Below are 14105 nucleotides of genomic sequence, written 5' to 3' on the forward strand. Positions count from 1 at the left end.
CCCTTCTTAACCGATATCCCGATACTCTGGCCGTATGCGTGCGCCCAAGAGCGGGATCCTGGCGGGCGCGGTCGCGCTCGCCGTCGTGCTGGTCGGGGCGATCCCGGCTGCAGCAGCCACCACCACCCGGTGGGCGACGTGGCAGCCCCTCACGGGCACGGGCGGCGCGTACTCGACGTCGGTCGAGATCGCCGCGAGCCCGGCCATCACCGCGACGATGACCAGCGACTCGCGCGCGGGTCAGGTGGGCGTCATCCCCGGCACGTCGGTGTGGCTGCCGGCGAGCACGGATGTGGGGGCGAAGTACGGGTCGAGCATCAATCAGCAGTACTTGAACCTCCGACCCCGTGCGGACAACGCCGCCAGTCCGTCGACCACGACCTACTCCTTCACGAACCCCACCCCGACGTCGGGGTGGGCGTTCGTGCTCGGCGACATCGATGCCGACTCGGTGCGCATCCAGGCGACCGGACCGGACGGACAGGCGCTCACCGCCGCGCAGCTCGGGTTCCAGGGCGGATTCAACTACTGCGCTCCCGGACTGGCCGGCAAGCCGTCTTGCACGGGGGATGCCGCGGATGTCCCCGCGTGGGACCCGGCGACTCTGACGCTCACCGGCAACACCGCGGCGGCTGACACGAGCGGAGCATCGGCCTGGTTCGAACCCTCCGCTCCCATCAGCTCGCTGAGCTTCGTCTTCACCCGCCGCGCCGGATTCCCGGTCTATCAGACCTGGTTCGCGTCGATCGCGCGCGACATCACGGGAGTCGTGACCGACATCGTCGACGGACCCCTCGGCGGAGTGCCGGTCAGTCTCACCGACGCGAACGGAGTGATCGTCGCCTCGACCACGACCGACCCCGACGGCTCGTACTCGTTCTCCGGGATCGTGGCGTCCGGCGGGTACACCGCACGGATCACGGCCCCGCCGGGGAAGATCGCGGTGAGCGGGAACGCGCAGCAGGTCGATCTCACGGATGCCGATGCCGTCACCGACTTCGAGGTGCGCGACATCGTGCCGGTCGCGGTGTCCGGTCGCGTGACCGACGACGACGGGAACGCGCTCGCCGGCGTGACCGTCTCGATCGACGGCGGGCAGAGCACGACGACCGATGCCGACGGCTTCTACCTGTTCGACTCTGTGCCGGTGGGTGGTCACACGGTCATCGTGTCGGCGCTGGCCGGCTACTCGATCACCGATCCGACGCAGATCATCAACGTCCCCGCCGACAGCGAGGTGCCCATCGAAGACGTCGACTTCGCGTTCGTCGAGAACCCGACGCTGAGCGGCGCAGTGCTTGCGAACGGCGCGGGAGTGCCCGGCGTCACCGTGACCGCGACGGCGCCCGGTGGCGCAATCCTCACCGCCGTCACCGACGCGAACGGCGACTACTCGTTCCCGCGTCTGCCGTCGGGCGCGTACGACGTTACGGTCACGACTCCGGCGGGCTACACCGCGACCGGGTCGACGACGCGGACGGAGAGCGTCGCAGCTGACGACGTCGTCGACGTGGACTTCGCGCTGGCACGGCTGGGCGCGCTCGACGGCGTCGTGCGAGGCGATGGTGGAGTGCCGATCGCGGGGGCGGTCGTCACGGTTGCGGGTGGTGGCACATCGCAGCAGTTGACGACGGATGCTGCGGGCAACTACGGTCTCGGAAACCTGTCGCCCGGCACCTACACGATCACGATCACGCCGCCCTCGGGGACGACAGTCGTCGGCTCGGCGACGCGGACGGTCACGGTCACGGGTGCGGGCGAGACCTTCGTCGACCAGGACTTCACCCTCGCTGCCATTGCGGTACCGCCGGTCGACCCGGTCGATCCGGTCAACCCGGTCGGTCCGGGAACCGGCGGCGCGGTGACGCCTGGCGCAGGGAGCGGTGGAGTCACGCGGCTCCCCGGCACGGGCCTGGGCCCGGAGACCTTCGCGTGGGCGGGAGCGGGAGCGGCGGTGCTGGCCCTCGGCGCCATGCTGCTCGTGGTCTCGCGGCGGCGCTCCCGCCGGGACAGCAGCGACATCGACGCCTGACGTACCCCCCGACGAAGGTGCACCGGCATTCTCGAAGTATGACCACGACCATCACGACTGTCGATCGGGGTTGGCCGAATCATGTTGCGGTCGAGGGCCCGAGCGGACTCGACCGCCCCTCGTGGATCATGACCGAGCAGCCGAGGACGGTCTCGCGCGAACACCTCACCGGTGTCGCGGGCTCGGTCAGCCCGCGTTGTCTGGCCGAGGTGCGCACCTGGCTGGGCGACTTCCTCGATCTCTGACCGTCACGACGTCTTCGGCGGGCCGAACAGCTCCTCGCCGTGCTCGTGCAGGAGGCGATAGGCGTCGGCGAACGTCTTCGGCTCCGGTTCGTCGGGGCGCCCGTACTTCGCGATCAGCAGCCCGAGCAGCCCTCGGGCCGGGGGAGTGAGAGGCTTCATCTGCGCCTCCACACCGTCCTGCGGCTTCCGCTCCTCGGGGTTCGGCGGCGTGTAGGCGGGGGTCGTGATCGGCCAGTCGGATGGATGCCGCGGCTTGTCGAGGTTCACAACGTTGTACAGCGTGTTCGCCGACTGGTCGCGATCGTTGAGGGGCTCCAGGCCGTGCAGGCGTGACAGCGTCGCGGTGACGGATCCGTGGTGCATTTCGTCGTGGATGATCGTGTTGCGCTTCGTATACGCCGACACCGCGATGGCCGGCACGCGGCATCCGAGGCGGTCGAAGGAGAAGTCCATCTCGCCGGGGCCCGTGTCCTTCGTCGGCTTCGTCGCCGCGGGCGGCGGGACGTGGTCGTAGGTGCCGCCATGCTCGTCGAACGTGATGAGCAGCAGCGTGTTGACCGCGTTCGACCCCTTCGGCGAGGTGCTCGTGCGGATCGCCTCGTAGATGTCGTGGATCAGCCGATCGCCCGCGCGGACGTCGGAGATCGCGCTGTCGAACACCTCGCGCCCGTCGACCTCGCCCTCGCGCGGAGAGCCGAACGGCGGGTGGAAGTCGTTGTGGTCGTAGACCATGCGCGGCTCGATGAACGCGTAGGCCGGGAGGGTGCCGTTCTTCGCGTCGGCATAGAAGTCCTCCATCGTGCCGAAGTGCTCGGTGCGCCAGTACTTCTCCAGCACGGCGACGTGCAGCATCCCCGTATAGGAGACGAGCTGCAGCTTGTCGATGTAGATCTTCCAGCTGACCTTCTTGTCCTCGAGGCGGTTGAAGACCGTGGGGGCCGCCGGTGCGGACAGCCACTTGCCGAAGCCGGCCCCGCCTTGATTCGTGACGAATCCGTGCGAGGTCGACGCATGGAAGAAGGAGCGGTTGCAGAACGTCTGCGACGGCACGCCAGCGAACCAGTGATCGAAAACCGCGAACTCGGTCGCGAGCGTCGACAGCACCGGCAGCATCTCGGGTGAGAAAGAGCCCATGATGTGCGCTGCCTCAGCAGGCTTCGGCGCCTCACCGCCGCGCAGGCGGCGGAAGTTGATGATGTAGTCCTTGAGGAACCCCGACATCGTCGCCTTCTCGCCGTGCGTCGGCGCATTGAAGGGAGCGGTCATCTGCTCGGCGAAGAGATCGGCGTTGCCCTTCGGATCGACGGTCCCGAAGATCTGCGTGTTGACGTGCGGGTACTCCTCGCCGGGATCCGGGTCGGGGTAGCTCATGATCCGGTCGGTATCGCCGGTGTAGATGTGGGCGTCGACGACCGTGCCGTCGGATGCCGTGTTGCTGTGCTTCCCGAACGCGAGGCCCTCGAACGTCTCGCCCGCAGGCAGGTTCTCGGCCGTGTAGAGGAAACCGAGCAGGTTGTCGAACGACCGGTTCTCGCCCATCACCACGACGAGGTGGTCGAACCCGGGCTCGCTGCGCGGCGTGAGGGCGGAGAACGGATCGGGGTCGGCGGCGAATCCGTCGCGCGAGTTCCCGGCGACGCTCGCGCCGATCGCCGCACCGCCGGCGCCGCCGACGACGGCGCCCGCGAGAGCGGCTCCTCCCATCTTCAGGAAACCCCGCCGGGAGGTGTCGTTCGGTCTGCGCTCGTCGTCTGCCGCCACGAGGCGATCCTAGGCTCCGTCGCGTGCGAGCGCACCCGCCCTTCGCTACGGTGAGGGCATGAGCTACGCGGGGGATTCGTCGATCGGTGCACGGGTGCGAGCGGTGGAGAGGGAGTACCTGGCGAAGCAGACGCGCCTGTTCGTGACGTTCGCGCTGGTCGAGGGACCGATCCTGCTGCTGGGCGTCGTGCTGATCTACGGCTTGGGCGTGATCGACCCCGAGATCGGCGTGTGGGTGCTCATGGCGATCGCGCTGGTCGGCGGCTTCGTGCTGAGCGCCCTGCTGCTGCGCCTCATCCGGACCAGAGCTGCGGCGGTCGCGCAGGCGAGGGGCGAGAACCCTCTATTCTGAGCCGCAGGGCGGGAGCCGACCGGAAAACGGAGAGCACACGGCATCCACCCGGCGTGTCTCGGTCCGCCACGCCGCCCTCCACGACGGAAGTCTGGGTTTTCCAGCCCCGGAAGTCCCCCCGGGTACGCTGGAACCCATGCTCAACATGGCCGATGGCCTCGCCCGCCTCGGCGCGCTCGCCGAGAATCCGGTGGTCCACACCCTCGCCGACGCATTCGCCGCAGCAGGGTTCGATCTGGCCGTGGTGGGCGGTCCGGTGCGCGACGCCATCCTCGGACGCGAGACCCACGACCTCGATTTCACGACGGATGCGCAGCCGGACGACATCCTGCGCATCGTCACACCCGTGTCGACGGCTCAATGGGACATCGGACGCGCCTTCGGCACGATCGGCGCCCGCGTGCAGGGCGAGCAGGTCGAGATCACGACCTACCGCGCCGACAGCTACGACGGGGTGACCCGCAAGCCGACCGTCGAGTTCGGCGACACGATCGACGGCGACCTCATCCGCCGCGACTTCACGGTGAACGCGATGGCGCTGCAGGTGCCTGCGGTGAAGCTCATCGACCCGACGGGCGGCGTCGAGGATCTCGTCGCCGGAGTGCTGCGCACGCCCACCGATCCACACGTCTCGTTCGGCGACGACCCGTTGCGCATGCTGCGCGGTGCGCGGTTCAGCGCTCAGCTCGGGTTCGCGATCGACGACGCGACGACCGCCGCGATCGAGCAGCTGCGCGGCACCCTCTCGATCGTGAGCCCCGAGCGCATCCAGTCGGAGCTCGTGCGCCTCATGCAGACCGATGACCCTGTGCGCGGCATCCGCGTGCTCGTCGACACCGGACTCGTCGATGAGTTCCTTCCCGAGATCAGCGCGCTGCGCCTCGAGGTCGACGAGCACCACCACCACAAGGACGTCTACGAGCACTCGCTCACCGTGCTGCGTCAGGCGATCGAGCTCGAGCACTCGCGGCATCCCGGTGCTGTCTCCGACGTGCCGCTGCGCATCGCGGCACTGCTGCACGACATCGGCAAGCCCCGCACGCGCAAGCTCGAAGACGGGGGAGCGGTCACGTTCCACCACCACGACGTCGTGGGATCGCGGATGGCGCGAAAGCGCCTGCAGGCTCTGCGCTTCGACACGGCGACCACCGACACCGTCGCGACGCTCATCGAGCTGCACCTGCGCTTCTTCGGCTACGCAGAGGGTGCATGGACGGATGCCGCGGTGCGGCGCTACGTGCGCGACGCCGGCGACGAGCTCGAGCGCCTGCACATCCTCACCCGCGCCGACGTCACCACGCGCAACAAGCGCAAGGCGTCGCGGCTCGCCTCGGCCTATGACGACATCGAGGCGCGCATCGCGGCGCTCCGCGAGCAGGAGGAGCTCGATTCGATCCGCCCGGAACTCGACGGCAACCGCATCCAGGAGGTGCTCGGCATCCGTCCCGGCCGCGAGGTCGGCGAGGCCTACCGCTTCCTGCTCGATCTGCGCCTCGACGAGGGCGTCATCGGGGCGGATGCTGCCGAGCAGCGCCTCCGAGAATGGTGGGCCACCCGGGGCTGAGCGCGGTGGCGCCCGGCTCCTGCCGCGAACTCACCTGCAGGCCGGAAATCCACCTGGAGGCCGGGATCGGCCGTGCGAGCATGCATCCGCGCATTCCGGCCTGCACCGTGGTCGGAAGCCTCCGGGGACACCTCGCGCACAACCCGTATCGCCCGCGACACGCGGCTCGTATGCTGAGAGCACGCTCCACCGACGATGGGAGACGCTGTGGTTGCGTCGTGGCAGGCGTCGCGCGAGGGCCCCGAGGTCTCGCGACTCCTGATCGAGCGTGCGCATGAAGAGCTGATCGCCGGCAACCTCGACGACCACCGGCTGCAGTCGGTCCGACCTCTCGTGCGCGAGTCGTGGGTGCGATCGTGGCGCGGCCGCGTCGGACCGGAGGGGACGCCGCCGATCGACCTCATGAGCGATGAGCTCGAGGAGTATCGGCGTGCGCATCCGCTCGCCTCGGCGATGGACATGATCCGCGCTCTGCTGCTCCCGGGCTCGGCCGAGGACTCGGGCGTCGTCGTCGCCGTCGGCGACCAGGCCGGACGCCTGCTGTGGATCGAGGGCGACCGGCAGCTTCAGTCGCTGACCGACGGCATGGGGTTCGTGGCCGGCGCGAACTGGGCGGAGGATGCCGTGGGCACCAGCGCGCCAGGCACGGCACTCACGCTCGGGCAGTCCGTGCAGATCCGCGGCGCGGAGCACTACAACCGACTCGTGCATCCGTGGTCGTGCTCGGCCGCGCCGGCGCGGGACCCCGAGACGCAGCGCGTGCTCGGCGTCATCGACGTGACCGGCGGAGAGGAGGTCGTGTCGACGCAGGCGCGCCTGCTCGTCGATGCGACCGCGCGGGCCGTCGAGTCGGAGCTGCTCGTCGCCCGGCTGAGGCAGCGGTCCGAGGCGCAGCGCCCGGCATCCGCCTCAGCCAGGGCCAGGCCGACGACGCGCGCCACTCTGCACGTGCTGGGCCGCGACCGAGCGCGGCTCGAGACCGAGTCCGAGTACGAGGAATCCGTCATCGAACTGAGCGCCCGGCACGCGGCGATCCTCCTCATGCTCGCCGTGCACCGGCAGGGCCTGTCGGCCGAGCGGCTCGCGGATCTGGTCTACGGCGATGAAGGTTCCCCCGACACGCTGCGCCCCGAGATGGTGCGACTGCGGAAGGTGCTCGAGAAGCATGCGCCGAGCCTGATACCCGAGTCGAGGCCGTACCGACTGCCGGTGATTCTCGACACCGACGCGCATGACGTGCTGTCGCTGCTCGATCGCGGGGCGCACCGCGTGGCGCTCACCGCCTACCGCGGACCGGTGCTGCCGGAGTCGACCTCGCCCGGCGTGGAGGAGTTCAGGGAGACCGTTCGCGGTGCCCTCCGCGAGGCGATGCTGTCGGAGGCGAGCCTCGACGTGCTGCTCGCGTACGCCGAGATCCCCGAAGGACAGGCGGATGCCGAAGCGCTGCGCCTCGCGCTCGAGATGCTGCCGGCGCGGTCGCCGAAGCGGGCCGGCCTCGTCACGCGGATCGAGCGGCTCGACGCGCGCTGACGGTTCGCCCGGCTGGAGAATCCCCGCCCGGCCACGGACGCGCCGGGAAGAGGCCGGCCATCCGGGCGGAGGGCAGCCATCCGGGCGTGCAACCTCCTGCAACGTTGCGCACCGGGGTGCAACGTCGGGCGACCTACCTTCAGAGGATCAGCCGCCGCACCGAAGCGCGGCCCGTCGAAGGAGTCACCGATGACCATCGTCGAAGAGGACGTGTCCACCGCATCCACCGCCTACGCCGCACCGGGTCAGCCGGGCTCGATCGCCGACTACCGCCCCCGGTACGGGCACTACATCGGCGGCGAGTGGGTCGACCCCGTGAGGGGGCAGTACTTCGAGAACATCAGCCCCGTGAACGGCAAGCCCTTCACCGAGGTCGCCCGCGGAACGGTCGAAGACATCGACCGGGCGGTCGACGTCGCCTGGAAGGCCTTCGCGACCTGGGGCAAGACCAGCCCGGCCGAACGCTCGGTCATCCTGAACCGCATCGCCGACCGCATCGAGCAGAACCTCGAGCGCATCGCGGTCGCCGAGACCTGGGAGAACGGCAAGCCGGTGCGCGAGACCCTGGCGGCCGACATCCCGCTGGCGATCGACCACTTCCGCTACTTCGCGGGAGTCCTGCGGGCGCAGGAGGGCGGCATCAGCCAGCTCGATGAGAACACGGTGGCGTACCACTTCCACGAGCCGCTCGGCGTCGTCGGGCAGATCATCCCGTGGAACTTCCCGATCCTCATGGCCGTGTGGAAGCTCGCGCCGGCGCTCGCTGCGGGCAACTGCATCGTCATCAAGCCGGCCGAGCAGACGCCGGCATCCATCCTGTTCCTCTTCGACATCATCGGCGATCTGCTGCCGGCCGGCGTCGTGAACATCGTGAACGGCTTCGGCATCGAGGCGGGCGCGCCGCTCGCCCAGCACAAGCGCATTCGCAAGGTCGCGTTCACGGGGGAGACCACGACCGGGCGCCTGATCATGCAGTACGCGTCGCAGAACCTCATCCCCGTCACGCTGGAGCTCGGCGGCAAGAGCCCGAACGTGTTCTTCGAAGACATCGCGCGCGACACCGGCGATCCCTTCTACGACAAGGCTCTCGAGGGCTTCACGATGTTCGCGCTGAACCAGGGCGAGGTGTGCACGTGCCCGTCGCGGGCGCTGATCCAGCGGTCGATCTACGACGGGTTCCTCGCCGACGGACTCGACCGGGTCGGGAAGGTCGTCCAGGGCAACCCGCTCGACCCTGCGACGATGATCGGCGCTCAGGCGTCGAACGATCAGCTGGAGAAGATCCTCAGCTACATCGACATCGGAAAGCAGGGCGGCGCACGGCTGCTCACCGGCGGCGAGCGGGTCGACCTCGGCGGCGATCTCAGCGAGGGCTTCTACGTCGCGCCGACGGTGTTCGAGGGCACGAACGACATGCGCATCTTCCAGGAGGAGATCTTCGGGCCGGTGCTCTCGGTCACCTCGTTCGACGACTACGACGATGCGATCTCGATCGCGAACGACACGCTCTACGGTCTGGGTGCCGGCGTCTGGAGCCGCAGCGGCGACATCGCCTACCGAGCGGGTCGGGCGATAGAGGCGGGTCGCGTCTGGACCAATACGTACCACCAGTACCCCGCGCACGCGGCGTTCGGCGGGTACAAGCAGTCGGGCGTGGGTCGAGAGAACCACAAGATGATGCTCGACCACTACCAGCAGACGAAGAACCTCCTCGTGTCGTACGCGGAGGGTCCGATGGGCTTCTTCTGATGGTGAGCATCGGCACGTACCCGCGGGTCGCGGTGACGGATGCTGCGGCATCCCTCATCCGCGACCTCGCGGCGCAGCACGGTCCGCTGATGTTCCACCAGTCGGGCGGATGCTGCGACGGGTCGTCGCCCATGTGCTACCCGGTGGGCATGTTCCTCACGGGGCCGAGCGATGTCCTGCTGGGGGCGCTCGACGTCGGTCTGAATGCCCCGGTCGAGGTCTACATGTCGGAGTCTCAGTTCGAGTACTGGAAGTACACGCACCTCACCATCGACGTGGTCCCGGGCCGCGGCGCGGGCTTCAGCGTGGAGGGGCCGACGGGGATGCGGTTCCTCATCCGCTCCCGGATGCTGAACGATGCCGAGCTCGCGTACTTCGGCCTCAGCAGGTGAACTCGTAAACGTGCGGAAAGCGTGAGAAATGCTCCGACTCGACCATGACCTCGAACCGTTTCTGGACGCGAGGCACGAATATCGACGGTCGCAATTCCGTGCAACGTTCGCCGGGATACCATTTCGATACGCGCGTTGATACGTCGGTCCCCAGCCGACCACGCGTCCGACGGCACGGCCGTCCTGCGGAAGGGTCCCCAGCCCTTCCGATCCCGAGGGGGGATGGGGTGGGCAGCTGATCCCCAATGCAGCACCCACCCCCACACTCGTGGCCGTCGATCATCGCAGGTAGGCGTCGACCAGCAGGTCGCCGCGGATGCCGCGGAACGTTTCGAGCAGTCGCGTGATTCCCCGCACACCGACCGACGACATCCGCAGATCGAACGGGCCGATCGGCTCGAGCGCCCCCGTGCGGATGCGCACGACCTCCCATCCTGCCGCGCGCAGCGCTCGGTCCTTGCGCTGATCGGCATCCTGTCGCTTGCCGACGTGCTCGAGGCCGTGTCGCCCGACCGTGTCATACTCGACGGCGATGCGCAGCTCGGGGATCACGATGTCCGGCCACACCTCGGTGTGCCGGAAGAACGGCCGCGACACCTTCACCGCGTTGACCTCACGATCGAAGAGCAAGCGCTCGCTGAGACCGGCCCTCAGGGCGGCCTCCGCCGCGGATGCCGGTTTCGGCGCGCACGCGCTGAGGAAAGGCGTGCCCGACGCGAGGTCGGGCGTCTTGGTGCACAGCTCGGGTGCGCGTCGGCGAGGAGCTCGCGGGATCGCGCGGGCCTCGCCGAGGATCACGGGTTGCGGGCGCGCCAGCGCGGAGCACTCCGGACACCATGCCGAGCGTCGCCGGACGCGTCCGGGACGCTCGCGCTGCTCGGTCGGCGTCGCGGCGAAACGATGCCCGACCGTGCACTCCCAGCACAGCAGCACGTCGGCGGCGAGCGGGACCTGCGACAGCACGACCCCATGGTTGAGTTCGGGATGATACTGGCGGATCAGCTCGGGATAGGCCGCCCACGCGCTGCGGAAGGTGCCGACCTCATAAGGTACGGCGCTGCCGCGCGAGAACTGCCTTCTCGCCCACCACTGCTGAACCGGCTCCGCCACACCCGCGACCGTAATCGGGCTCACCGACATCGAACCGGACTCCGGATCAGAACGCGAACCGCAGATACCAGAAGACGACGAACCCGAGGATGATCACGACCGGCAGCCAGCGGAAGCCGCGCTTGAGGCGACGCCCCTCGGTGGCGACGCCCGGCGGCGGAGCCAGCAGGCCCGCCGGCGGAGCGAACGGCAGCTGCGCCGTCGCCATCTGCGGGTTCACTGCGGGAGATGTGGATGCCGAGGCGCTCGACGTCTCCTCCCGCAGCCGTTCATCGCGCCACCGAGACCACTGGTCGAACTTCGTCAGGAGCGCGCCCACCGCGCCGAAGAGCCACGACCACGTCGCGGGGTCGAGCGTCGATGCGCGACGCTGGGTGTAGAGGAACAGCCAGTCGTCGACGATCTCCACGTCGAGCTCGGCGGCGTTGTCGATGAAGCGCGCCATGATGTCGGGCGTGAACAGGTAGAGGGCATCGCGCTCATAGCCCTCCGGGCAGTAGAGCGTGAAGTACCGATCGAAGTCGCCCTCGAGCGACAGCCGCTGCTCGCGTCGGAAGGCCGCCGGCAGATTCGACCCGAAGCCGTTGTTGCCCTTCGCGTCGAGAACGATGTTCGGCAGCGGAACGTCGAGCTTCACGGCCACGTAGCCCCACCGGTACGTGGTCGAGTTCTTCCCCGACTGCACCGTGTACTGGTAGTTGCCGAACTCGACGAACCGCGGGTTCGTGCCCCGCACGAGGTCGGTCGAGACACGCGAGCGGCCGAGGCTGAAGATCATGCCGGGCAGCGGAGGATCGGCGATTCGGGCTTCGTAGGCCATCCCGTTGGCCCGGGCGAACCTGTCGAGCCGGTATCTCGCGACCCTGGCGCGCCGCCAGCCGACCAGTGCTCCGATACCGATCGCGGCCCCGATGCCGCCGAACAGCAGCAGACCGATCCCGGCGAATCCGAAGTCGCGCGGGCTGGTGGCGAGGCCGATCAGCACGGAGGCCGCGATCGGGACGGAGATCACCACGACGATCGCGACGACGACGAAGCCGATCACGGCGGAGACCGACATGCTCATCGAGCCGCGGGCGCGGAGTTCCGCTGCGAAGGCGGCGACGGCTCGTGGGTCGACGGGCTCGGTCAGCGGTCGGCTGTCGAAGCTCGTCGCGGGCTGCGGCCGGCTCATCGGTTCACCTCGTCGCCGTCCCAGTGCAGCTCGGCGCCCTCGCTGATCGGGAACGCCTCCAGCGCGGGGTCGGCGCAGAGGGCGGCGACCAGCTCGGTCGATCCGGCGACGACGGTCGAGTCGAAGTCGATCTCGCTGACGAGCACCCACGCCCGATCCTCGGGCCAGAGGATGCTGGGACTCTGCGCGCTGGGCGGGAATCCGTGCTGCTCCGCCGGACGATCGCGCCACGGCGCCCGCAGCACCCAGTCGGCATCGGCGAACTCGTCGACCCCCGCGGAGAACAGCACGTACGAGCGGTCGCGCGTCGGAAACCGCGGCCCCTCGGAGATCTCCTTCGACAGGATGCCCTCCTGCCAGGTCTTCTTGCGGAAGACGTTGTTGAACGGATCGTGCACGCTGCGACCGAGCACGGCCTGGTGATCCGGGTCGTCGCTGATCGTGAGGAACGCGCGCGACGGCGTGTGCCCGTAGTGTCCGAGCAGACCGCCGAAGCCCTCCCACAGCGCGGCCACACCGACCTCGGGCGTGGTCGTGAAGGCGCGCAGGTGCGTCGCGATCGCGGCGATCGTGGGCGGTGCGAGAGCGCCGTACGCGGGGGCGGCGAACTCGCGGCCGTCCGGAGCGATGCGCGTCTGCCAGTCCTCGCCGGGCGGCGAGCGGACCACGCGCTGCCACTGGGCGAGAGGATGCAATACGGTATCGAACGCTCGCGCGGTCTCCGCCCAGCTCGTCGGCTCGTCGCGGAAGAGTTCCAGCAGCCGCTGCTGCTCGGCGTCCGGCATCCTCTCCCATTCGTCGAGCGAGGGCACCGGTCGCTCGGGGAGCGAGCGCACGATCGGGGGGTGCAGGATGCGCGCGTACGCGGGGTATCCGCGAGGCACGACCGAGTGCATCGACGAGTTCCACGGGTCGTCGAGCCTGTCGCGCAGCCATGAGCCGGCCGAGGGATACGGCATCCAGTGCATGCGACCCACGCTACCGGGGAGTGCGCGGCACGACGGGTCAGACGAAACGGGCGTCGCTCGTCGAGCGCCGTGCGTTTCGTCTCGCCCGTTCCACGCGTTCGGCGGGAGCGGGAGACGCCTGGATGCCGCGGCGGAGCGGCCCCGTCATCCGCCCCATAATCGGAGGGTGAACTCGCCTGTGACAACCATCCCCTCCCTCGACGGCCGCCGTTTCCGCATGGTGTCGTCGACCACCTCCGCCGTCGATCCCGAGTCGCCGAGCGAGTTCGTGTACTGGGAGAAGGACGGCGCGATCTGGGGCGACTACTCGGGCGACACCGTGACCTTCGGACGCTTCGTGGGGACCCGCACGGGGGACACCATCTGGGTGTCGTTCGTGCACGTGCTCGTCGCCGATGGAACGGTCGTCACCGGCAACGGGGAGAGCGATCTCGAGCTGACGGATGCCGGGCTGATCCGCCTCGTCGAGCACTACGAGATGCACGGCCTGCCGCAGTTGAGCGTGTGCGAAGAGGTCTCTGGCTGAACGCTCGTTCCGTCGATCGATTCTCGGATCAGCGGGGCGGGAGGGCGTCGCGGCCGGGGGAGGCCGGCGTCCAGCGCGTCATGCCGAGGGGCACCGTCAGGTCGCGCTCGGGGAGGTCGGTGGGCAGCAGGTACGAGCGGCGCACGACCTCGTCGAGCACGACGACGCTCACGACGGTGCGCACCTCGGGAAGCTGCGCGATGACCCCGGTCGAGAACTCGTGCACTCCGCTGACGTCGACCGCGCGGATGAGCAGCATCGCGTCGTGCTCTCCCGTCGTGATCGCGCACCACTCGACGTCCGGCATCTCCATGACGCGGTCGCGGAACGACGCCCACGCCTGCGGGTGCACCGTGACGAACACGAGGGCCCCGATCGAGAGCCCCGCCTTGGCTTGATCCACGGTCGCACTGAACCCCGTGATGACGCCGTCCTGCATCAGCGACTCGACGCGCGTGTACGCGTTGGCGCGGGAGATGCCGACCTCCTCGGCCAGCGCGGCGATCGAGATGCGACCGTTATCGCGCAGTGTGCCGAGGATTCTGTATGCCGTGTCGTCCAAAGGGGTGGCACTTCGTCCAGAATGCTGCGAAGCATCGCTGTTCTTGCTGGACATATGTCTCCTCCTGTGCGAGGTCATGGGACAGACCGTGAGTTCGGTTGCATCCTCGCTGGACACATCGTCCCATATGATGCGAATCT

The 14105-nt window shown here is 68.9% G+C and carries 13 protein-coding genes; 8 read left to right on the forward strand and 5 right to left on the reverse strand.

Annotation, left to right across the window (positions count from 1 at the left end; translation table 11 throughout):
* The first annotated feature begins 34 nt into the window (after positions 1–34).
* Both M3195_RS03100 and M3195_RS03105 read left to right on the forward strand, forming a co-directional pair.
* On the forward strand, positions 35–2032 hold the full coding sequence (locus M3195_RS03100; protein WP_251585088.1) for an MSCRAMM family protein: 1998 nt from the start codon (positions 35–37) through the stop codon (positions 2030–2032).
* A 38-nt stretch (positions 2033–2070) separates the two neighbouring features.
* Complete coding sequence (locus M3195_RS03105) at positions 2071–2277, forward strand: type II toxin-antitoxin system PemK/MazF family toxin (RefSeq protein ID WP_251585089.1); 207 nt, start codon at positions 2071–2073, stop codon at positions 2275–2277.
* A 3-nt stretch (positions 2278–2280) separates the two neighbouring features.
* Here M3195_RS03105 and M3195_RS03110 read toward each other — a convergent pair whose 3' ends face one another.
* Positions 2281–4038: an alkaline phosphatase family protein gene (locus tag M3195_RS03110; RefSeq protein ID WP_251585090.1), complete on the reverse strand. Its 1758-nt coding sequence runs from the start codon at positions 4036–4038 to the stop codon at positions 2281–2283.
* Positions 4039–4096: 58 nt separating this feature from the next.
* Here M3195_RS03110 and M3195_RS03115 point away from each other — a divergent pair, with 58 nt between their 5' ends.
* The 5 genes from M3195_RS03115 to M3195_RS03135 all read left to right on the forward strand — a co-directional run bounded on the left by M3195_RS03115 (position 4097) and on the right by M3195_RS03135 (position 9625).
* Entirely contained in the window at positions 4097–4390 is a 294-nt protein-coding gene (locus M3195_RS03115; RefSeq protein ID WP_251585091.1) for a DUF4229 domain-containing protein, read from the forward strand.
* Between the two features lie 136 nt (positions 4391–4526).
* Positions 4527–5954 (forward strand): CCA tRNA nucleotidyltransferase, encoded by a 1428-nt coding sequence (locus M3195_RS03120; RefSeq protein WP_251585092.1) that lies wholly within the window; start codon positions 4527–4529, stop codon positions 5952–5954.
* A gap of 195 nt (positions 5955–6149) precedes the next feature.
* The gene (locus M3195_RS03125; RefSeq protein WP_251585093.1) at positions 6150–7484 is read left to right on the forward strand and encodes a GAF domain-containing protein; all 1335 of its coding nucleotides are present in this window, start codon (positions 6150–6152) and stop codon (positions 7482–7484) included.
* A 189-nt stretch (positions 7485–7673) separates the two neighbouring features.
* Positions 7674–9233, forward strand: a complete 1560-nt coding sequence (gene exaC, locus M3195_RS03130; RefSeq protein ID WP_251585094.1) for an acetaldehyde dehydrogenase ExaC — start codon at positions 7674–7676, stop codon at positions 9231–9233.
* Positions 9233–9625, forward strand: coding sequence for a DUF779 domain-containing protein (locus tag M3195_RS03135; RefSeq protein ID WP_251585095.1), 393 nt, complete (start codon positions 9233–9235; stop codon positions 9623–9625). The genes exaC and M3195_RS03135 overlap by 1 nt, the downstream gene beginning before the upstream one ends.
* 279 nt (positions 9626–9904) lie before the next feature.
* Here M3195_RS03135 and M3195_RS03140 read toward each other — a convergent pair whose 3' ends face one another.
* The 3 genes from M3195_RS03140 to M3195_RS03150 are packed head-to-tail and all read right to left on the reverse strand — an operon-like array spanning position 9905 to position 12877.
* Positions 9905–10735: a zinc-ribbon domain-containing protein gene (locus M3195_RS03140; protein WP_251585096.1), complete on the reverse strand. Its 831-nt coding sequence runs from the start codon at positions 10733–10735 to the stop codon at positions 9905–9907.
* A 46-nt stretch (positions 10736–10781) separates the two neighbouring features.
* Entirely contained in the window at positions 10782–11909 is a 1128-nt protein-coding gene (locus tag M3195_RS03145; RefSeq protein ID WP_251585097.1) for a DUF3137 domain-containing protein, read from the reverse strand.
* The gene (locus M3195_RS03150; protein ID WP_251585098.1) at positions 11906–12877 is read right to left on the reverse strand and encodes a hypothetical protein; all 972 of its coding nucleotides are present in this window, start codon (positions 12875–12877) and stop codon (positions 11906–11908) included. The genes M3195_RS03145 and M3195_RS03150 overlap by 4 nt, the downstream gene beginning before the upstream one ends.
* A 178-nt stretch (positions 12878–13055) precedes the next feature.
* Between M3195_RS03150 and M3195_RS03155 the strand changes: the two genes are divergently transcribed.
* Positions 13056–13403 carry a hypothetical protein gene (locus tag M3195_RS03155; protein WP_251585099.1) on the forward strand — a complete coding sequence of 116 codons (348 nt, stop codon included), beginning with the start codon at positions 13056–13058 and terminating at the stop codon, positions 13401–13403.
* Between the two features lie 28 nt (positions 13404–13431).
* Here M3195_RS03155 and M3195_RS03160 read toward each other — a convergent pair whose 3' ends face one another.
* Positions 13432–14019, reverse strand: a complete 588-nt coding sequence (locus M3195_RS03160) for an Lrp/AsnC family transcriptional regulator (protein WP_251585100.1) — start codon at positions 14017–14019, stop codon at positions 13432–13434.
* Between the last annotated feature and the right edge of the window lie 86 nt (positions 14020–14105).

The sequence above is a fragment of the Microbacterium hydrocarbonoxydans genome (genome assembly GCF_023715885.1).
In the GTDB taxonomy this organism is placed as follows: Bacteria; Actinomycetota; Actinomycetes; order Actinomycetales; family Microbacteriaceae; genus Microbacterium; species Microbacterium hydrocarbonoxydans_C.